Here is a 20,305-nt window from a genome sequence, read left to right as displayed (position 1 = left end):
CACCAACTTAGAGGGGACGATGAGCTATGCCGGAACTGCCGGAAATGGAGAATTATAGAAAGCTGCTAAGTCAGCATATTATAAATGTGCCAATATCTGATGTGATCGTGAACAGAGAAAAGTCAATTAACATGGAAACAGACGCTTTTAGAAAAGCATTGATCGGCGCACGTGTTGTTTTTGTTGAGCGGCGTGCCAAGTATATTTTGTTTCACCTTCATGATGGACGAAGACTACTTTTACATTTGATGCTAGGTGGACTGCTTTTTTATGGTACAGAGGAAGAACGTCCGGATCGTAACACACAGGTTGAAATCGCATTTGGTGATCATATCCTTTACTTCATAGGACTTCGCTTAGGGTATCTACATTTGCTGTCCGTTAAGGAAAGCGAAGCCACAATGGGTAAGCTTGGACCTGAGCTGTTGGATCGTCGAATGACACTGGAACGATTCACAGGATTATTAAAGGGACGGCGTGGTGCGCTCAAAAGCCTGCTGGTGAATCAGCATGTGATGGCTGGAGTCGGAAATTGCTATGCCGATGAGATTGCTTTCGAAGCTAGACTTTTACCTTCTGCACAAGTTCAGAATTTAACATCGGATTCTATAGCCCGCCTTTATGAGAGCATCCAAAAAGTACTGACTGAGGCTACTGAAATTGGTGGGTACATGGAAATGCCTTTTATGACTGGGGATACAGTTACAGGATCATATAATAATCAATGTAAAGTGTATGATCGTGAAGGCGAACCTTGCCTTCGTGATGGGGGAACCATTATTAAAACAGAGCAGACTGGACGCAAAGTATTTTATTGCCCAGACTGTCAGCATGAAGAATAGTCCCAAAATAGGGGCTCATGTTAGCATTCGCGGTGGATATGGGAGAGCTGCCCGATTTGCTTGGGAGAGCGGTGCAACATGTTTTCAATATTTTCCTAAAAATCCGCGTAGTTTGAAACTTAAACAGGTGGATGTCCGAGATACGAGGGATTGTGCGCACTATTGTCAGGAAAAAGGGATCGATTCGATTGCGCACACACCTTATGGGATTAACATGGCGGCTGGTATAGAGGATGTTACTCCGCGAAAGGTTTATGTAGCTTCTCTCTTAAATGATTTGGAGATTGCAGAAGCTTGTGGTTCATTAGGCATCGTTGTACATTTTGGACATTTTGGTGGAATGGAGCCGTTACAAGGCTATCAAAATATTATACAATGTATGAATGAAGTGCTGCAGTCCTGGGATGGCCGTGCTAAGCTCCTAATTGAGAATCAAGCAGGCAACCATGGAACGGAAGGAATTACACTTGAAGAACTCGTGAAAGTTCGAGAGCTCAGCCAATTTCCGGAGAACATAGGATTCTGTTTGGACACCTGTCACGCTTACGCAGCCGGTATCTGGAACCCTGAGCGAACGGAAGACTTCCTTGAACGAGGAGAGCAACTCGGATTTTGGCCACATCTTGTTGCGGTTCATTTAAATGATTCTAAGTTTCCTTTCGACTCAAGACGTGACAGGCATGCTGGAATCGGACAAGGACATATTGGAGAGCAAGGGCTGAAAAGCTTATTGTCCTCCGAGCTTTTACGAAGCTCAGCTGTTGTCATGGAAACTGAGAAGGGTGCGGATGGCAGTCATCGAAAAGAAATTGCTACTGTGCGTGGTTGGTTTGAAGCGGAGGCGTAATTGTGATTCATATCTATATGGATGATCTTCGAAAGGTACCGAAAGGGTTCGCTCTGGCTCGTACGACGGAAGAATGTCTTCTGATGCTGCGTGAGTGTGAGGTGGATATTTTATCACTGGATTACGATATGGGGCCGGATGATTATTCGGGTGGAGAAGTTGCTAGACGGATCGTACTGGAAGGACTATATCCCCGAGAAATTTATTTGCACACTTCCAGTCTATGGGGGCGAAGAGAAATGTTTGAGATCTTATACACGGCAAAACCTGAGGGGATGCTTTTGGTAAATGGCCCCCTAAGTTCTGATAAGCTTCGTGATATCTCCAAGGAGACGGAATTGAAATGAAGGAAATGCAGGAAGTAGAATTACTGGACGCGCTCAAGAGCGCTGGAGAACCACTTGTAGTATTTTTACACACTCCATTGTGCGGTACTTGTAAGGCTGCTGAACGAATGTTAGAAGTGGCGGCCCATCTTTTACCCCCTGAACTCCAGATGGTTGCAGGCAATGTGAATATGCTCCCCAATCTTGTAAGACATTATCGTATAACCAGCGTACCTGCGCTACTAGTGGTTTCTGCAGACCGGACAGATGATCCGAATATTTATTATTCAATGGTTTCAGTTGAGCGGGTGCTGGAATACATAAGGGGTGTTATATCATAATCATTTCATTACAACATTTATCTCTTCGTAGGGAAGAAAGCTTAATCTTGGATGATGTGTCGCTAGAAGTTAAGGAAGGTGAGAACTGGGTCATTTTGGGCCGGAACGGTTCTGGTAAAACAACAATTCTAGAGATTGTGACAGGTTACCTGTTTCCTAGCAAAGGGACTGTAGAAGTGCTGGGTTATAAATATGGGCAATGTGATGTACGTGAGGTTCGTAAAGAAATTGGTTATATCGGTCCTTCCTTGATGGAAAAGATGTCTTTAAATGATCCGGTGTGGGAGGTCGTAGCTACAGGGGCTTACGCTTATTTGCGTTTTTACGAGACGATCCCTACCGAAGTAAAAGAGAAAGCAATCAGTATGCTTGAAGATATGAATCTAGGCAATATGGCATTTCATCCCTTTGGGACCTTGTCACAGGGAGAACGTAAAAAAGCCATGCTGGCAAGATGTCTTATGGCTGACCCTAAGCTATTAATTATGGACGAGCCTTGTGCGGGCCTTGATCTATATGAAAGGGAAAAAATGCTGGCTGAAATAGATAAGCTGAGACAGCGTAATGTTTCTGTAGTGTACGTAACTCACCATGTGGAAGAAATTGTCCCGCTTTTCACGCATGTTGCATTAATTCGTGAGGGTAAGCTAGCTGGATCTGGACTGAAAGAAGAAGTATTAACGAAAGAAATGATCTTGGCCACTTATGATATTCCTGTTGATGTTGAATGGGATAGCGGTCGTCCCTGGATTAAAATTAGACCTGGAGGCAAAACGATTTGAACGATTTTAGACAAGATACCGAAGAGCAGACCATCGCTCCGGAAGAAGTAGTGTATTCCCGATATATTTGTACAGCTAATCACGGCTTTGCGCCTTATGCGCAAGAAGAGCTTCGCCGTTTATTCGGTGCTGTGAAGAGTACTTTGCTGTTGCCGGGAGAAATCTTTTTGGCTACATTGCAATGTGAACCGGAGGAAGTAACGCGCCTACTCACTCAGAACCTGCCTATTTTCCTGCGTCATATACAGCCTGTTGAGTTTCAGGATGAAGGAACCATGGAGGCACTACAGCGTTTGGCAGTCTATTTAAGTCGACGCAGCGAGCTGGAAGGGGAGAAAGTATCCCTGAACGTTCGTAAGGGGGATCCTTCCTTCTGGCAGGACAGTCCGGGAGAACTTCGTGAATGGCTCCAAGAGCAGTTGCAGAGCTTAGGCGCAGAATTTACAGTGCAAGATCCAGCCTGGGTCATTTCTGTCTACGCTGACGGGAATGCCTTATATGCAGGTGTATCCAGACCAGAAGCGAATTTATCTAGCTGGAATGGCGGCGCCATCCGTTTTCGTAAGGAAGATGGACAAATCTCACGCGCTAAGTTCAAGCTTATGGAAGCTGAGAAGGAGTTTGATATCCCTTTTTACAGCTTCCGTAATGCGTTAGATATTGGCGCTTCTCCAGGAGGGTGGACTTCTTTCTTGCTGGAACGTGGAATGAAGGTTACGGCGGTTGACCCTGCATTAATGCATGAATCCCTACGTAATTATCCGGGTTTGAAGATCCTTCGTAAAAACGCTGGAGAAGTGAAATTCCGCGATAATGAATTTGATCTGCTCGTTTGCGATATGAGCTGGAGTCCTAAGCTGATGGCGAAGCTTGTAACTGGGCTGCTACACAGCCTGTCGCCGGGTGGGACAGCTATTGTGACCGTAAAACTGATGCATAAGAAGCCGCTAGCGATGATCAAGGAAATTATTGCGATGTTTGAAGGAGAGCGGATGCAGATTCAGCGTGCCAAGCAGCTATTCCATAATCGTGATGAAATTACGCTTTATATGATTAAGTACTAAATCAAACAAAATTCTAAATTTCTAAGGGAAAGCATCCCGTTATTAACGTGACCGTATTTTGCGGTAAGACGTTAATGGCGGAAGCTTTCTCTTTTTTTTACGAAAAAGGGGGATTTAAATTGTATTTTGAGACAAAGCTTAAGATTGGACAGGTTATTAATGACAGATACAGAATTACGGATCTGATTGGATCAGGTGGGATGAGTATTGTTTATCTTGCGGATGATTTGCGCCTAAAGGGTAAACGATGGGCTGTAAAAGAAAGCTTGTGCTTAGATGAGCTTCATTCTGATATCCAAGCAGAAGCCGATATGTTAATCACTCTAGACCACCCACGTCTGCCTCGGATTGTCGATTTCTATCTTCCAGATCGAGAAGGGTATTCCTATTTAATCATGGACTATATTGAAGGCGTGAGCTTAAATCAGTTAATGAAGGACAATCCCGGACCTTTGCCATGTAACTTCATCGTTAAAGTGGCTAGACAGCTATTAGAGGTTCTTCAGTACCTACATGATCATCATCCACCGATTATTTATCGTGATCTCAAGCCTTCAAATATCATGTTGACGCTGCAAAAAGAACTGATGTTAATTGACTTTGGGGTCGCTCGAAGCTACAAGCACGGTATCTCCGAAGATACGGTTAAGCTTGGTACAGTTGGCTTCGCGGCACCTGAGCAATATGGAAGCGGGCAAAGTCAGCCGGTATCCGATTTATACGGGCTCGGAGCATTAATTCTCTATATGGCAACTGGAGGGCAATGTAGCCATTGGGAGTACGGGATGGAGGATCGGCTATATAATTACATGCCAGCAGGCATTATTCCAATCATAAGACGCTTATTAAGACATCTCCCAGAGGAGCGATATCAGAATGCAGGAGCAGTTCTTAAGGCGTTAGATCGTGTGGAATCCGAAATGGACCGTGAAAATGATCTAACAGCAGTAGTCCCGTTTCCGCTAGAAAAGGGAAAATCGATCGTTATCGCTTTACTCGGAGTAGCTTCAGGTCTTGGAACAACACATACTTCATTTGCTGTGAGTAGCTTACTTGCACAGAAGGGGTCTACTGCATGGGTTGATTGTTCTATGAATTCATCGATTTTTGATCGCATTCGTAGTTTGTTATATGCACAGATTGCAACTGTCCCATATACTGACGAACAATCTGCTTTTTCATGGAAAGGAGTACATTATTGGAATCGTTCTGTTGACAGGGAAATGGCTGATCTACTGAGTGGAAACTATCAATTTGTGGTGTTGGACCTGGGCACTGGCGAATATGGAGGGGCTCTTGAAGAGTTTAAACATAGCGATCTTCCGCTTTTAATTGCCTCAGGTGCAGATTGGAGAATCGAAGAGTTGCTTCTATGGATTAGGCGAAAGGGAATACAGGCTGAACCGAATTGGAGAGTGGGATTACCGCTCGCTGAACACTCCTCTACACAGCTGCTACAAAGCGCTATTGGGACAGCCAAAGTTTATGGACTTCCTTTTCAACAAGATCCATTCAAGCCCAAGGGGAAGTTGGCGGATGTCATTAATGAAATAATTGAGGGATTATTAGATGCGCCTATTAAGGTGAAAAGTCGTGTTTTTTTCAAAAAAAATGCTAAATGAAGGGGTTCTGTATGTTTTAACGGCTCACTCAACGAACTTTTAATTCAGTGTTGCGCTAAAGTGTGTTAAAATATATATTTATACGTGTTTTAAAAATATAATAAAGTATACGTTTTACACTATACTTTATTCTTAGATTTCTCGTATAAACGCTTACCGTCCTATGGAGACGCCGAAGGCATTTTTGCTTGTTTACGCATTATTTAAGTATAGATAGGAGCTTGCTGAGAATTTATGAGTTTACTTAGTGTAGAAGACGTTTCCCACAATTTTGGGGATCGGACGTTGTTTAAGAATGTTTCTTTCCGGTTGTTACCTGGAGAGCATGTAGGAATTGTAGGAGCAAATGGCGTAGGGAAATCAACGCTTATGAATATTTTGACAGGGAAACTGTTGAAAGATAGTGGAAGAGTAGAGTGGACACCTCGTGTCCGTTATGGCTATTTGGATCAGCATACCATCTTAACACCAGGTAAAACCATCCGTGATGTATTGAAGGACGCTTTCTTGCCGCTTTTAGAGCTGGAACAGGAAATGCTGAAGATCACTGAGCAGATGGGGGACGCTTCTCCTGAAGAGTTAGAGGTTTTACTTGAGCAAATGGGGGACATCCAGGAGCAGCTGGACATCGGGGATTTTTATTTAATTGATGTGAAAGTGGAGGAAATGGCGAATGGCCTAGGCTTATCCGTCATTGGACTTGACCGTGATGTCGCTTCTTTAAGTGGGGGCCAGCGCACAAAAGTCCTGTTGGCGAAGCTACTGCTTGAGAAACCAAACGTACTGTTGCTGGATGAGCCTACCAACTATTTGGATGTTGAGCACATCGACTGGTTAACTAACTATTTGAAGCAGTATCCATATGCATTTATTTTGATCTCCCATGATACGGAATTCATGAATAAAGTCGTAAATGTGGTCTATCACCTGGAGTTCGGCAAACTTACTCGTTATACTGCAAATTATGAGAAATTCCTGGATATGGCTGAGATGAACAAGATTCAACATATAGATGCTTATGAAAAACAACAGGATTTCATTAAGAAGCAAGAAGATTTCATTCAGCGTAACAAAGCCCGTGCCTCCACATCTGGTCGGGCGAAGAGCCGTGAGAAGCAATTAGATCGTATGGATCGAATTGATCGCCCAGAAGAAGCTGCTAAGCCGACCTTTAAGTTTAAAGAGAGTCGTGCCAGTGGCAAAACAGTCTTTGAAGGCATTGATTTCGAGATTGGCTACGACCTTCCGTTGCTACCTATGCTGAATATGACCATTGAACGTGGAGAGAAAATCGCTATCGTTGGTTGCAATGGTGTGGGTAAATCGACGTTATTAAAGACCATTCTCGGAGTAATTCCAACATACAGCGGTAAAACCTATCTTGGAGATTATCTGAATTCAGCATACTTCCAACAAGAAGTGAAAGCAGCTAATCTTACACCTATTGAGGATGTATGGAATGAATTTTCTAGTCTAACTCAGAATGAAGTGCGTGGACATCTAGCTCGTTGCGGTCTGAAAAATGAGCATATTACACGACCGCTTAGTATGCTGAGTGGTGGCGAACAAGCTAAGGTACGTCTTTGTAAGCTGCTGATGCGTGAGAGCAACTGGGTACTGTTCGATGAACCTACAAATCACCTTGATGTGATTGCCAAAGCTGAGCTGAAGCGGGCACTGCAAGAATATAAGGGTACAGTCCTGCTGGTCTCCCATGAACCTGAGTTCTATGAAGATTGGGTTACGAAAATTTGGGATGTAGAGCAGTGGTCAGCTGTACAAGTATAGAATCAACATCTTTCCGGGGAATAGCAGACTATCTGCTGTTCTCCGGTTTTTGGATACAGGGAGGGGAATCGATTGATCCATACAGAGGGGCGTGAAGACCGTTATTCTCGTCAGGTGCGGTTTACGCCATTTGGTGAAGAAGGACAACAAGGGCTCGCGCAGTCTAGTGTATTAGTAGTAGGAGCGGGTGCGCTTGGTACCGGAATTGCAGAGACGCTGGTACGCTGCGGGGTCGGGAGGATTATTTTAGCTGACCGTGACTATGTAGAGTGGAGTAACCTTCAAAGGCAACAGCTCTATACCGAGGCAGATGCACTAGAACGGATGCCTAAGGCTGCCGCTGCGCTGAGAAAACTTCAACAGATTAATTCTGAGGTTGTTATTGAATCCCACGTTATTGATGTCCGTGCAGAGGAGCTGGAAGGGCTCATTTCTGGGGTTGATCTAATCATGGACGGTACGGATAATTTTGATACTCGGCTCATTATTAATGATATGGCACAAAAACACGGTATTCCATGGATCTATAGTGCATGTGTAGGCAGTTATGGAATAACATATACGATTTTGCCAGGAGAAACCCCATGTCTCCATTGTCTCTTAGGGACAGTACCTATAGGGGGGGACACCTGTGATACTGTAGGAATCCTTCCGCAAGCTGTACAATTAGTTACGGCAAATGCTACTACAGAGGCGCTAAAGCTACTGGGAAAGCGTAAAACACAATTAAGAAACAAATTATTAACGTTCGATGTGTGGCGGAATGAACATCATGAGATTGGAGTGAAGGCTGCCAAAAAGGAAAACTGCCCTTCTTGTGGGAGTCATCCGATTTATCCCTATCTTACGGCAGCAAATACCGAGCGAAGCGATGTCCTTTGCGGGAGAGATACCGTACAAATCCGTCCTTCGAGACCACAGAAGCTTAACTTGCAGGAAACTGCGAATCGTTTGTCTCGTTTAGGAAGCGGAAGCGTGGACAGCAATGCTTATCTGGTTTCTTTTATAGAAGGGCCTTATCGAATGGTTATTTTTGCGGATGGCAGAGCCTTAATTCATGGGACTAAAGATATTGCTGCTGCTAGAAGTTTTTATCATCGATATTTCGGATAAAGAAGCGCTAAATAGGGTTCAGACCATTTCTAAGGAATGGTCTTTTTGTTTTCCGGGAATTCTATAAGTACCGCAGTGTTGCTATTGCAAGTCATATAGATATGGGGGAGCTTTGTGATTGAGCAAATAATATGGTATATGGCTGATAGCTCTAGTAGCGAAGAAGATCGAGTCGTTATTCAAAGTGTGCTACAAGATATTGGACTTGAAGCAACAAAAAGCGAAGATCCCGAGGATCTCCGCTTAACCATATCAAAAGTAGAACCGGTACTGCTGCTTGCTGAGTTATACGAGGTGGGGACTTGGGAAGGCTGGGATATTATTTCCGCTGTAAGAGCAGAGGGGATGATACTCCCGGTAATGGTGATTTCCGGTGAACAATCTGAATCTGGAACTGGGGCGGTTTCGGCATTCTCAGCCGGGGGTAATGAATATATGACCAAGCCTTTACATACCGGTGAATTCAAGTACAGAATTCTAAATTTATTAACCCTTACTGGACGGCGTCGAAATTTAAATCAACTGCTGAGAGTCGATGGTTTAATGCTCGATCCCAGTCGCAGATTTGTAAGTCGCGAAGGGATCGAGTTAAAGATGACGCCCAAGGAATTTGATCTATTGTATTATCTCGCTGCAAATCAGGGAATGATATGTTCCCGTGTCGAGATACTTAAGGAAGTATGGGGTTACCAATTTCACGCAGATACGAATGTTGTTGATGTTTACATTAGACATATCCGTTTGAAAGTTGATAAAGGTCACCGGAACAAGTTAATTCATACTGTTCGCGGAACAGGATATGTAATGAGGGCGCCCGAAGGCAGCACCACATCCTGAGACTTTTTCTCTATTATAGTTTGAACTCTACTACAGAGCCGTTGTTTACAGTACGCGGCGAGCCTTTAAATAAGTTTTTTTCCAAGTACCGGAGTTAAGATCGGAAATCGTAACACCTGGCTTACCGTAAGTGTGCAGAATTTTACCGTTGCCGGCATAAACAGCTACGTGAGTAACGTTTTTGCCAGTTGCTCTGCTACCGCTTGAGAAAAATACGAGATCGCCTACACGAAGATTCGCTTTAGATACGGCTGTTCCTTTTTTGGATTGTTCTGCAGCCGTACGAGGCAGTGTTACGTTATATTGTTTAAAGATATATTTAGTAAAAGAAGAGCAGTCAAAAACTTTAGTAGTAGATGTGGATGCACCGAATTTGTAAGGCACTCCCATATATTTCTTTCCGAGATTCACTATGCTTTGAGCTTTAGACACCGAAGCAGCTTCAACTTTAGTTGCTCCTACGCCTGTTGCCATCATTGTTCCTAAGCCCATTGTAGTAACCATTCCTATAACAATCGCTTTTTTAATCCATTGTTGTTTATTCATGTTGTAGTACCTCCAAGGTGTTAGTCTTTGTTGTTGTGTTTGTCTGTCTTGCTTGCCTGATTCGTAGTATAGCAGGTTATCTATTACATAAAAAATGGTAGAGGTGCAATAAAGTGAGGCTGGGTATGGGTTGGAAGCGTTATATTAAAAATTCATTAAAAGTTACAAAAAATTAATAATTTAATCTGTCAGGATATAAAAAAAGCCGAAAAACCCTTGGTATATAAGGATTTTCTCGGCTTCTTTCAATTTGCTATAAAAGTTACAATGATGTTTCTAAAATGCAAAAAGGGAGCATTTTTACGTTATACATGTGCCATATGTAATTAATCTTTACTCTGAATAATCAGCAACAATCCACTTCGGATGGAAACCGTTCCTGAGGATGAAATCAGTTTATTACTTACGCCAAGAGATTGTCCAAGCTTCAGCGTAGCGTCAGTCAATGGATATTGAAAACCTTCAATGGTAATCCCCGATACTTCTGGGGTTAAGGGTAGCAAAGAAACGTAGGTGTAGCCTAAATCGTTGATAACAGCCTGGGATCCTGTAAGGGTTATATAGTTATGAGTGTCCATGACGTAGCAGTTGATTTGACGTTGAAGGGCTCTTGTCATCATTTGAATGCTAGCCAGAGAATGATCAATTCTAGTCCCTGTAACACCTAATAGTAGAATAGAATCAGGTTGCTGATCTATTGCAATATCGAGTGCCATCTCGCTATCTGTTAAATCCTTGTTCACGGCATCACAGGTGACGGTCTTTTTACTTAGGTTCTCAATATCTTGAAGTGCCTCAGGCGAAACGGAATCAAAATCACCTACTGCTATATCTGGTGTATATCCGTGTGAAATGAGAAACAATGCCCCTTGATCCGCACCGATAATAAAATCATCTTCATCTAATAGATCGAAATAATCCGGAGATAATTCACCACCGGCAAAAATAACGACGCGTTTGGATGACATAACATCCATTCCTCCTCTTAAACCTCTAGTTGAGTATCCTGTCCAGTATAATGCAGATCGAAAGGTTGCACAATTGACCTCGACAACGCTAAAATGAGAGTGTGTGATCTTTTGAGTATAATTTCACATATATTTTAGGTTTAACAACCAGGAGGTGAACGAAAATCGTAAGAGTACTGTTTGTATGTCTAGGTAATATTTGTCGATCACCGATGGCGGAGGCTGTTCTACGGCATAAGATTCATGAACGAGAATTATCAGACAAGATTCTTGTAGACTCTGCGGGAACTGGTGACTGGCATATTGGGAAAGAACCGCATGAAGGAACGAGACGTATCCTTGATCATAATGGTATTAGCTATGAGAATATGATGGCGCGTCTAGTTAGCAGTGAAGATTTTCAAAAATTTGATTATATCGTCTGTATGGACAAGTCTAATGGAGAGAATGTTCGAAAGGTTCCAGGAGGAAATGACGCTGATCTAATGTTCTTCATGGATTTATTGCCTGAGGAGGAACTGCGTGAAGTACCAGATCCGTATTTTACAGGTAATTTTGAACAGGTGTATGACTTGATCAACGCGGGCTGTGACATATTGCTGGAAAGAATGATAAGAGAAAAGCTGTAACCCAATTTGGATTACAGCTTTCTCGTTATGATTCATATGGTAAATCGAGGAAAGTTGCTGGATTAAACTGTAAGCGCAAACAAGTAATCTACATACTGTTCTTTAGATGTTCACTATTTACTACAATCAACTGGTCATTATGCGTTTAAGAAATAGAGTAGAGACTCTGGTAGCTCTTTCTGCCAAAATCCCCAGAGATGACGTCCGTCCTTCTCTCGGTAGGATACGGTTGCTCCGCGTGATTCAAGCAATGTTTTAGTTTCTCGATTCATCTGAACAAAATCATAAATGCCGGTATCCGTTTTGTAGTCAGTTTCCTGAAGACCGACGACCATATTAATGTTGAGCCAGGAAAGATCCTCTTCTTTGGCCAGCATTTCGCGGGACTCAGGATAGAAAGCCCCGGAAAGGCTGATGATACGTGTAAAGATCGCAGGATAAGCAAGTGCAAGATGGAGCGATACACTGCCCCCAAGAGAGTCACCTGCTAGGATTCGTTCGTCCGGAGTACGGCGTACAGGATATTTTTGTTCAATGAAGGGAATAATCTCTTCGGAAAAGCAAGATAAGTACTGCTTGAATCTGCTGCCAAACGGCGCATATTCTTGAGTCCGAACAGCGACGTCTACTTCGACACCAACAATGATGAAGGGCTCCACGTCTTCTTCTATAATAAGACGTCCAGCAAGTGTAGCGATGCGGCCAAAGTTAAAGAATTCTTCTCCGTCTTGGCAATACACAACGGGATAGCTCAAGACTTCGTTGTAGCCGGGAGGGAGATAGATGCGTAATTTGCGTTCCTCCTGCAGATGTTCACTCCAAAGCGTTTCTTTTACAATTGTGCGTTTCAGAAAAACAGAATCGCTCATAGTTGCCACGTCACCTTTCTTGTCGAATTTTGCAATACACAACGGTTTGCTCTAAAATAAATAGCTGAGTAACTGTGTGATTAATCATTTACTTGTTCCAAAAGCTTTAAACTGTTATATAAAAATATATCACCTGTTATACATACAAAATTTAAAGAAATATAAATTTTATAAGTATTTCTTTGACGAAAGTAACCAAACAGGTGTATAATAATATTATAACAGAGGCAGCTGATATTCAAATTTTTTTATTGAGGTGAAGATAATGAGTAAAGTTCCTTATGAAGTGTATACAGAGGACGTCGAGGCTCTAACGGTACTTTCCCCGGATGGAGAAATTATCAACAAGGATAAAATGCCTGATTTAACCGACGATCAACTGAAAGAAATTATGTATCGTATGGTATTTACCCGTACTTGGGATGATCGTGCAGTAAATCTTGGTCGTCAAGGCCGTCTTGGTTTCTACGCACCGGTATCCGGTCAAGAAGCTACTATGATTGGTAGCGAATTCGCTTTGGAAAAAGAAGACTTCTTATGCCCAGGCTACCGTGATATTCCGCAGCTAGTATGGCACGGACTTCCATTGTACCAAGCATTCCTATATTCCCGTGGACACCAACATGGTGGAGCTATTCCTGATGGCGTTAATGTATTGATGCCACAAATTATCATCGGCGCGCAAATCCTGCACGCTACAGGAATTGCAATGGGCTTTAAATTGAAGAAACAAAAGAGTGTTGCAATTACTTACACTGGTGATGGCGGTTCTTCTGAAGGCGACTTCTATGAAGGCTTGAACTTTGCTGGTCGCTTTAAACTGCCTGTTATCTTCTTTGTTCAAAACAACGGTTACGCGATTACGACTCCGTTCGCAAAACAAACAGCTTCCAAATCGATCGCTCACAAAGCGGTTGCAGCTGGTATTCCGGGAATCAAAGTTGACGGCATGGACATCTTTGCGGTAATCAGTGCTGTTCGTGACGCTGCTGAGCGTGCACGTAATGGTGAAGGTGCTACATTGATCGAAGCTGTAACTTACCGTTTCCGTCCACACTCCCTTTCTGACGATGCAAGTAAATACCGTTCGAAAGAAGAAGAAGGACAATGGAGTGAAAAGGATCCAATTAACCGTCTTGCCAAGTATTTGGAGAAGAAAGGTCTTTGGACTGAAGAAGATACGCTGCGCGTGAAAGACGAAGCGAAAGCTACTGTTAACGAGCAGATTAAAAAAGCTGAACAAACCGAAAAAATGACAATACCTGGCTTGATCGACAGCATGTTCGAAGTAACACCTAAACATCTGGAAGAGCAAAAAGCCGATTTTGAATAAGGGGGATATCAGGCAATGGCACAAATGAATATGAAAGAAGCGATCCGCGACGCGATGCGCGTTGAACTGAATCGTGACCCTAACGTTCTTATCTTCGGAGAGGATGTTGGTAATGTAGGTGGCGTTTTCCGTGTAACGGAAGGACTGCAAAAGGAATTTGGCGAAGATCGTATTTTTGATACTCCACTAGCTGAGTCCGCTATCGGTGGTTTGGCATTTGGTCTTGGTGTACAAGGCTTCCGCCCAATTGCAGAAATTCAATTCGTAGGTTTTATCTTTGAAGCACTTGATCAGATCGTCGTTCAAGCGGCACGTCTGCGTTGGCGTTCTGGCGGTAAATATAATGCTCCAATCGTATTCCGTACTCCTTTTGGTGGCGGAGTTAAGGCTGCTGAGCTTCACACAGACTCACTTGAAGGTTTGATTGCACAAAGCCCGGGTATTAAAGTAGTAATTCCTTCAAACCCATATGATGCTAAGGGACTTCTTATCGCGTCTATCCGCGACAATGACCCTGTATTCTTCATGGAGCATTTGAACCTTTACCATGCGTTCCGTGCTGAAGTACCAGAAGGTGAATACACTGTTGAACTTGGCAAAGCTAACGTAGTTCGTGAAGGTACTGACGTTTCGATTATTACTTACGGGCTGATGGTACATACAGCTACCAAAGCAGCCGAGCAACTCGAAAAAGAAGGCATTAACGTTGAAATTATTGACCTTCGTACTGTAAGTCCAATCGACATCGACACTATTGTAGCGTCTGTGAAGAAGACTAATCGTGCTATCGTAGTACAAGAAGCTCAAAAGAGCTCCGGTGTTGCTGCTGAGGTTATTGCACAAATTAATGAAAAAGCATTGCTGCACTTGGAAGCGCCTGTGCTTCGTATCGCAGGACCTGACACAGTGTATCCATTCGCACAAATTGAAGATACATGGCTTCCAAACCCTGCGCGTATCATTGCAGGCGTGAAGAAAGTTTTGGATTTCTAAAAAATTCTATGAGAAACGGTTGTCATCCTATATAGGATGACAACGTCGTTTCTTCTTCTAAATTCTAATCATAAGGTCAGTCCCAATTTCACAAGGAGGTTTTCAAAGTGGCAAAGTTTGAATACCGATTCCCTGAACTAGGTGAAGGTTTGCATGAAGGTGAAATCATCAAAATGCATATCAAAGCCGGTGACAAGGTAACGGATGATGATATCGTAATGGAAGTTCAAAATGACAAGGCGGTAGTTGAGGTACCTTGTCCAGTGAACGGTACTGTGTTGGAAGTTTTGACTAAAGACGGTCAAGTATGCCGTGTTGGCGAAGTTGTAGCAATTATCGAAGCTGAGGGCGATGTGCCTGAGCAAGAAGGTCATGCTGCTGAAGAAGCTCCAGCTGCACCTGCACCTGCTGCACCAGCTCCTGCGAATGCTAAATCAGCGAACTTTGAATATCGGTTCCCAGAACTGGGTGAAGGTCTGCATGAAGGTGAAATCATCAAAATGCATATCAAAGCCGGTGACAAAGTAACCGATGATGATATCATCATGGAAGTTCAAAATGACAAGGCGGTAGTTGAAGTTCCTTGTCCAGTGAACGGTACTGTATTGGAAGTTCTGACTAAAGACGGTCAAGTATGCCGTGTCGGCGATGTTGTAGCTATCATTGCTGCAGAAGGTGACGTTCCTGAACAAGCCGGTCATGCAGCTGCAGAAGCAGATGTAGCAAAAGGCAGTGCAGATACAACTTCTTCCCCTGCAAGCGGATCTGTTAGTGCGGCACCAGCTCCTGACCGTGATGTATTGGCTACACCAAGCGTTCGCAAATTTGCTCGTGAGCAAAAAGTGGATATTTCTAAAGTGAACGGAACTGGAAAAGGTGGCAAAATCACTCGTGAAGACGTTGAAGCATTCCTGAAAGGCGGTTCAGTACCAGCAGCATCTGCAACACCAGCAGCGGCAGCTTCTGAAGCTCCTAAGGCTGCTAAGACCGAAGCTAAAGCACCAGCAGCAGCGGCGAGCGGTAATGTTAGTCTTGAAGAAGAACGTGTACCATTCAAGGGCATTCGTAAGGCGATCTCCAATGCAATGGTTAAATCGGCTTACACTGCACCGCACGTTACCATTATGGACGAAGTAGATGTTACTGAACTGGTAGCATTCCGTACACGTATGAAACCAATCGCTGAGAAAAAAGGCGTTAAGGTTACTTACCTTCCGTTCATCGTTAAAGCATTGGTTGCAGCTTCCCGTCAATTCCCAGCACTCAACGCTATGATTGATGAAGAAGCAGGCGAAATTGTCTACAAGAAATACTACAATATCGGTATCGCTACTGATACACCTAACGGTTTGATTGTTCCAGTTATCAAAGACGCTGACCGTAAGAGCATCTGGATGATCGCTAGCAGCATCACTGACCTTGCAGTTCGTGGTCGTGACGGTAAATTGTCTGCTAACGAAATGAAAGGCAGCACGATCTCTATCAGTAACATTGGTTCTGCTGGCGGTATGTTCTTTACTCCAATCATTAACTTCCCTGAAGTGGCTATCCTCGGAACTGGCCGTATCAGTGAAAAAGCAGTTGTGAAGAATGGTGAAATCGTAGTTGCTCCTGTAATGGCGTTGTCACTCAGCTTTGACCACCGTATTATCGATGGTGCGACTGCTCAAAACTTTATGAACTACATTAAATCGCTGCTCAATAATCCTGAGCTGCTGGTTATGGAGGTATAATTATGGTAGTAGGAGACGCTTCTCTAGATATTGACACATTGGTCATTGGTGCAGGTCCTGGTGGGTATGTGGCGGCAATTCGTGCCGCCCAGCTCGGCCAAAAGGTCCTCATCGTGGATAAATCGGAACTCGGCGGTGTATGTTTGAACCGTGGTTGTATTCCTTCTAAAGCACTGATTGCTGCTGCACATCAGTTCGAATCTGCTAAGCATGGTGAAGTTTTCGGTGTTACAGCTGAGAACGTTAAAGTGGATTTTGCCAAAACTCAAGAGTTCAAAAACGGCGTAGTTAAGAAAATGACTAGCGGCGTGACTAGCTTGATGAAGGGCAACAAAATTGAAGTATTTAACGGCGAATGCATGTTTATCAGCGACACAGAAGCACGTGTGTTCAATGATCATGAATCCCCACGTTACCGCTTCAAGCACTGTATCATTGCTACAGGTTCCCGTCCGATTGAATTGAAACCTTTCCCATTCGGTGGACGCATTTTGTCTTCGACTGAAGCTCTGGAACTTCCAGAAATTCCGAAGAGCATGATCGTAATCGGTGGTGGTTACATCGGCGCTGAGCTTGGTCAAATGTACTCCAAATTCGGTACTAAAGTAACAATCATTGAAGGATTGGATACTGTACTTCCAGGCTTCGATAAAGATATGACTCGTCTTGTTGCGAAGAACATGGCCAAAACTGGCATCGAAATCGTAACTAATGCTAAAGCTGAAAGTGCTGTACAGAACGACAAGGAAGTTACCGTGAAATATTCTGTTGGTGGCGAATCCAAAGAAGTAACTGCGGATTACTTGCTTGTTACTGTAGGCCGTCGTCCTAACACAGACGGTGAACTTGGTCTGGATCTGATCGGTCTAGAGCTTGACGATCGCGGATTGATCAAAGTTGATCACCAAGGTCGCACAAGCATTCCTAACATCTTCGCTATCGGCGACGTTGTTCCAGGTCTGGCATTGGCACATAAAGCTTCTTACGAAGGTAAGATTGCCGCAGAAGCGATTGCAGGACTTACATCTGTTGTTGACTACAAAGTCATCCCAGCAGTTGTGTTTACAGACCCTGAGTGCTCTAGCGTAGGTCTAACAGAGAAAGAAGCAAAAGACAAAGGCTACAAAGTGAAAGCTGGCAAGTTCCCATTCGCAGGGAATGGCCGCGCCGTATCTTTGAACAGCCCAGAAGGTTTCATCAAAATTGTTGCTAACTCCGAAAACAACCTTGTGCTTGGTGCACAAATCGTTGGTATCGAAGCTTCTAACTTGATCGCTGAACTTGGTTTGGCAATTGAAATGGGCGCAACACTTGAAGATATCGCTTTGACTATTCATGCGCATCCAACCCTTGGCGAAATCGTCATGGAAGCTGCTGAACTGGTTGAAGGTCATCCTATTCACGTAATGAAATAATTTCTCTACCCAATTGCTCTAGCAGGCACAAAAAAGGCGGAACGCATTTGCGTTTCGCCTTTTTGAGTTTTTCACTTATTTTTGAAAATAGATATAATGGGAGGAGATGAAGCAAATTGAGCGAATACACTATAAAAATCAATCATCCGTATTTAAAAAACTTATATAGGGAGGACAAATGATGAAACCCAATAAGTTAAAGCCTGGTGATGAGTTGCGGATTATCTCACCTGCCAGAAGTCTGTCATTAATTGCTGCTGAACAAAGGAAAATTGCCAAAGAGCAGCTACAGCAATTAGGATTTCGGATATCATTTTCCGTAAATTCCTTTGAGAAGGATGAATTTGTTTCCTCATCGATCGATTCTAGAATAGAGGATTTGCATGAAGCTTTTTTAGATCCGAATGTTAAAGGGATTCTTACTACCATTGGAGGCTTTAATAGCAATCAACTGCTACGTTATATCGATTACTCACTGATTGCAGAGCACCCTAAACGATTATGCGGGTATTCAGATATTACGGCTCTAAGTAATGCAATTTATGCCAAAACAGGATTAGTTACTTATTCCGGACCGCATTTTTCAAGCTTCGCTATGCTTCACGACAATGAATATACCACCCAATATTTCCGCAAGCTGATGATGGACAATAAAGAAATATTGGTAAGGCCATCTAAGCATTGGAGTGATGATGAGTGGTATTTGGATCAGGAGAACCGTGTGTTTATCAGAAATGAAGGTCCATTCATTATCAATGATGGAGAAGCGCAAGGGACGATTATCGGCGGGAACCTTTGTACGTTAAATCTTTTGCAGGGAACGGAGTATATGCCTAGTTTAAATAATTCGATTTTATTTCTCGAGGATGATTATGAATCATCGCCTGTAACCTTTGATAGGGATTTACAATCGCTGATTCATCAACCAGATTTTCAGCATGTCAAAGGAATTGTTATTGGCAGATTCCAACAAGGATCACGCATGACAAAGAATTTGTTGACCAAAATCATAACATCGAAAGAAGAGTTATCAGATATTCCTGTCATTGCGGACGTGGACTTTGGGCATACATCTCCTATGATTACTTTCCCTATAGGTGGACAAGCCTCACTTCGTGCGTATGGGGTTAGAGTAGAGTTAAGGATAGCGGAGTAGTGGACTCCTCATATTATTAAATAAATTTTAAAAATATCTTACCTCCTACAAAAATCGGATTTTTCAGATATAATATATGAGGTGAAATATTACGGAGGTGCAGTAAATTGACGAATGAGTTAGAACAAACCTATTTGGATTTTCTACAATATATTTTAGATAACGGTGTGACAAAAGAAGATCGTACCGGAACAGGTACAATTAGTGTATTTGGTTATCAAATGCGATTTGATTTATCAAAAGGCTTCCCACTATTTACAACAAAACGTACACCGTTCCGCTTAATCGCAAGTGAATTATTATGGTTTATTAAAGGCGACACAAACATCCGTTATCTCCTGAAAAACAATAATCATATTTGGGATGAATGGGCTTTCAAAAGATGGGTTGAATCAGATGAATATACTGGTCCAGATATGACAGACTTCGGGAATCGTTGTTTAATTGATGAAGATTTCAATCAAGTTTATCAAGCAGAGATGAAAGCATTTTGTGATCGTGTCTTAGAAGATGATGCGTTCGCAGCGAAACATGGCGACCTAGGGAATGTTTACGGTAAGCAATGGCGAAATTGGACATCTTCTACAGGTGAATCCATTGACCAATTACAAGATGTTATTCATCAGATCAAAACAAACCCTGATTCCCGTCGATTAATTGTTAGCGCATGGAACCCAGAAGATGTTATAAATGCTGGGGCAAAAGGGAGTAAAGCGGCGTTACCACCTTGCCACGTTATGTTCCAGTTCTACGTTGCAAATGGTAAATTAAGCTGTCACTTGCTGCAACGCAGTGCGGACTCTTTTCTTGGAGCTAACTTCAATATCCCGTCTTACTCATTACTTACTCATTTAATAGCACATGAGTGTGGTCTAGAAGTAGGCGAGTTTGTATATAGCATTAGTGATGCACATATTTATTCAAATCATGTTGAACAAGTTAAAGAGCAATTATCAAGAGACTTAAGACCATTACCTACATTGGTTATTAATTCAAATAAGAAATCACTTTTTGATATCGAGCTGGAAGACCTAGTTATTGAAGGGTACAATCCGCATCCTTCGATTAAAGCGCCGATCGCAGTATAACGTAATTGTCATA

20 protein-coding genes are annotated in these 20,305 nt (G+C 42.9%); 17 read left to right on the top strand and 3 right to left on the bottom strand.

What is annotated here, in order from left to right; translation table 11 throughout:
- Nucleotides 1–26 precede the first annotated feature (26 nt).
- The 10 genes from ACDZ28_RS25460 to ACDZ28_RS25415 all read left to right on the top strand — a co-directional run bounded on the left by ACDZ28_RS25460 (nt 27) and on the right by ACDZ28_RS25415 (nt 9,562).
- A complete protein-coding gene (locus ACDZ28_RS25460; RefSeq protein WP_076118718.1) occupies nt 27–842 on the top strand; it encodes an Fpg/Nei family DNA glycosylase in 816 nt (271 codons plus the stop codon).
- Nucleotides 832–1,689, top strand: a complete 858-nt coding sequence (locus ACDZ28_RS25455) for a deoxyribonuclease IV (protein WP_042128316.1) — start codon at nt 832–834, stop codon at nt 1,687–1,689. The genes ACDZ28_RS25460 and ACDZ28_RS25455 overlap by 11 nt, the downstream gene beginning before the upstream one ends.
- A gap of 2 nt (nt 1,690–1,691) precedes the next feature.
- Complete coding sequence (locus tag ACDZ28_RS25450; RefSeq protein ID WP_076118716.1) at nt 1,692–2,036, top strand: cyclic-phosphate processing receiver domain-containing protein; 345 nt, start codon at nt 1,692–1,694, stop codon at nt 2,034–2,036.
- Nucleotides 2,033–2,356, top strand: coding sequence for a thioredoxin family protein (locus ACDZ28_RS25445; protein ID WP_042128312.1), 324 nt, complete (start codon nt 2,033–2,035; stop codon nt 2,354–2,356). The genes ACDZ28_RS25450 and ACDZ28_RS25445 overlap by 4 nt, the downstream gene beginning before the upstream one ends.
- Nucleotides 2,356–3,138, top strand: coding sequence for an ABC transporter ATP-binding protein (locus tag ACDZ28_RS25440; protein WP_042128310.1), 783 nt, complete (start codon nt 2,356–2,358; stop codon nt 3,136–3,138). Before ACDZ28_RS25445 ends, ACDZ28_RS25440 begins: the two co-directional genes overlap by 1 nt.
- The gene (locus ACDZ28_RS25435; RefSeq protein WP_042128309.1) at nt 3,135–4,202 is read left to right on the top strand and encodes an SAM-dependent methyltransferase; all 1,068 of its coding nucleotides are present in this window, start codon (nt 3,135–3,137) and stop codon (nt 4,200–4,202) included. Before ACDZ28_RS25440 ends, ACDZ28_RS25435 begins: the two co-directional genes overlap by 4 nt.
- Nucleotides 4,203–4,321: 119 nt before the next feature.
- Entirely contained in the window at nt 4,322–5,824 is a 1,503-nt protein-coding gene (locus tag ACDZ28_RS25430; RefSeq protein WP_339286803.1) for a serine/threonine-protein kinase, read from the top strand.
- A 234-nt stretch (nt 5,825–6,058) separates the two neighbouring features.
- Nucleotides 6,059–7,612, top strand: coding sequence for an ABC-F family ATP-binding cassette domain-containing protein (locus tag ACDZ28_RS25425; RefSeq protein WP_375103090.1), 1,554 nt, complete (start codon nt 6,059–6,061; stop codon nt 7,610–7,612).
- 72 nt (nt 7,613–7,684) lie between these two features.
- Entirely contained in the window at nt 7,685–8,725 is a 1,041-nt protein-coding gene (locus tag ACDZ28_RS25420; RefSeq protein WP_375103089.1) for a ThiF family adenylyltransferase, read from the top strand.
- 114 nt (nt 8,726–8,839) lie between these two features.
- Complete coding sequence (locus ACDZ28_RS25415) at nt 8,840–9,562, top strand: response regulator transcription factor (protein ID WP_052414627.1); 723 nt, start codon at nt 8,840–8,842, stop codon at nt 9,560–9,562.
- A gap of 45 nt (nt 9,563–9,607) precedes the next feature.
- On the opposite strand, the gene ACDZ28_RS25410 is transcribed toward ACDZ28_RS25415, so the two are convergent.
- Nucleotides 9,608–10,108, bottom strand: coding sequence for a C40 family peptidase (locus ACDZ28_RS25410; protein ID WP_042128301.1), 501 nt, complete (start codon nt 10,106–10,108; stop codon nt 9,608–9,610).
- Between the two features lie 326 nt (nt 10,109–10,434).
- Nucleotides 10,435–11,076, bottom strand: coding sequence for a thiamine diphosphokinase (locus ACDZ28_RS25405; protein WP_042128299.1), 642 nt, complete (start codon nt 11,074–11,076; stop codon nt 10,435–10,437).
- Between the two features lie 164 nt (nt 11,077–11,240).
- On the opposite strand from ACDZ28_RS25405, the gene ACDZ28_RS25400 reads away from it, so the two are divergent.
- Nucleotides 11,241–11,705, top strand: coding sequence for a low molecular weight protein-tyrosine-phosphatase (locus tag ACDZ28_RS25400; RefSeq protein WP_042128296.1), 465 nt, complete (start codon nt 11,241–11,243; stop codon nt 11,703–11,705).
- Between the two features lie 137 nt (nt 11,706–11,842).
- Here ACDZ28_RS25400 and ACDZ28_RS25395 read toward each other — a convergent pair whose 3' ends face one another.
- On the bottom strand, nt 11,843–12,574 hold the full coding sequence (locus tag ACDZ28_RS25395; RefSeq protein ID WP_042128294.1) for an esterase family protein: 732 nt from the start codon (nt 12,572–12,574) through the stop codon (nt 11,843–11,845).
- Between the two features lie 265 nt (nt 12,575–12,839).
- Here ACDZ28_RS25395 and pdhA point away from each other — a divergent pair, with 265 nt between their 5' ends.
- The 6 genes from pdhA (at nt 12,840) to ACDZ28_RS25365 (ending at nt 20,292) form a co-directional block, all read left to right on the top strand.
- Nucleotides 12,840–13,907 (top strand): pyruvate dehydrogenase (acetyl-transferring) E1 component subunit alpha, encoded by a 1,068-nt coding sequence (gene pdhA / locus ACDZ28_RS25390; protein WP_042128292.1) that lies wholly within the window; start codon nt 12,840–12,842, stop codon nt 13,905–13,907.
- Between the two features lie 15 nt (nt 13,908–13,922).
- Nucleotides 13,923–14,900, top strand: coding sequence for an alpha-ketoacid dehydrogenase subunit beta (locus ACDZ28_RS25385; protein ID WP_042128290.1), 978 nt, complete (start codon nt 13,923–13,925; stop codon nt 14,898–14,900).
- A 107-nt stretch (nt 14,901–15,007) separates the two neighbouring features.
- Nucleotides 15,008–16,633 carry a 2-oxo acid dehydrogenase subunit E2 gene (locus ACDZ28_RS25380; protein ID WP_042128288.1) on the top strand — a complete coding sequence of 542 codons (1,626 nt, stop codon included), beginning with the start codon at nt 15,008–15,010 and terminating at the stop codon, nt 16,631–16,633.
- A 2-nt stretch (nt 16,634–16,635) separates the two neighbouring features.
- Complete coding sequence (gene lpdA, locus ACDZ28_RS25375; protein WP_042128286.1) at nt 16,636–18,048, top strand: dihydrolipoyl dehydrogenase; 1,413 nt, start codon at nt 16,636–16,638, stop codon at nt 18,046–18,048.
- 181 nt (nt 18,049–18,229) lie between these two features.
- Nucleotides 18,230–19,204 carry a S66 peptidase family protein gene (locus ACDZ28_RS25370; protein WP_375105414.1) on the top strand — a complete coding sequence of 325 codons (975 nt, stop codon included), beginning with the start codon at nt 18,230–18,232 and terminating at the stop codon, nt 19,202–19,204.
- 107 nt (nt 19,205–19,311) lie between these two features.
- The gene (locus ACDZ28_RS25365) at nt 19,312–20,292 is read left to right on the top strand and encodes a thymidylate synthase (RefSeq protein WP_042128282.1); all 981 of its coding nucleotides are present in this window, start codon (nt 19,312–19,314) and stop codon (nt 20,290–20,292) included.
- Nucleotides 20,293–20,305 lie beyond the last annotated feature (13 nt).

The organism is Paenibacillus sp. RS8 (genome assembly GCF_041956825.1).
GTDB lineage: Bacteria > Bacillota > Bacilli > Paenibacillales > Paenibacillaceae > Paenibacillus_AQ.
The sequence above is the reverse complement of the archived record's forward strand: the minus strand, read 5'-3'. Positions and strand labels throughout refer to the sequence as shown.

Bases quoted from the DNA above. Each gene is read 5' to 3' on its own strand.
- ACDZ28_RS25425 (WP_375103090.1), top strand. From the start codon at position 6,059: ATGAGTTTACTTAGTGTAGAAGACGTTTCCCACAATTTTGGGGATCGG.
- ACDZ28_RS25445 (WP_042128312.1), top strand. From the start codon at position 2,033: ATGAAGGAAATGCAGGAAGTAGAATTACTGGACGCGCTCAAGAGCGCT.
- ACDZ28_RS25460 (WP_076118718.1), top strand. From the start codon at position 27: ATGCCGGAACTGCCGGAAATGGAGAATTATAGAAAGCTGCTAAGTCAG.
- ACDZ28_RS25395 (WP_042128294.1), bottom strand. From the start codon at position 12,574: ATGAGCGATTCTGTTTTTCTGAAACGCACAATTGTAAAAGAAACGCTT.
- ACDZ28_RS25385 (WP_042128290.1), top strand. From the start codon at position 13,923: ATGGCACAAATGAATATGAAAGAAGCGATCCGCGACGCGATGCGCGTT.
- lpdA (WP_042128286.1), top strand. From the start codon at position 16,636: ATGGTAGTAGGAGACGCTTCTCTAGATATTGACACATTGGTCATTGGT.
- ACDZ28_RS25405 (WP_042128299.1), bottom strand. From the start codon at position 11,076: ATGTCATCCAAACGCGTCGTTATTTTTGCCGGTGGTGAATTATCTCCG.
- ACDZ28_RS25455 (WP_042128316.1), top strand. From the start codon at position 832: ATGAAGAATAGTCCCAAAATAGGGGCTCATGTTAGCATTCGCGGTGGA.
- ACDZ28_RS25410 (WP_042128301.1), bottom strand. From the start codon at position 10,108: ATGAATAAACAACAATGGATTAAAAAAGCGATTGTTATAGGAATGGTT.
- ACDZ28_RS25370 (WP_375105414.1), top strand. From the start codon at position 18,230: ATGAAACCCAATAAGTTAAAGCCTGGTGATGAGTTGCGGATTATCTCA.
- pdhA (WP_042128292.1), top strand. From the start codon at position 12,840: ATGAGTAAAGTTCCTTATGAAGTGTATACAGAGGACGTCGAGGCTCTA.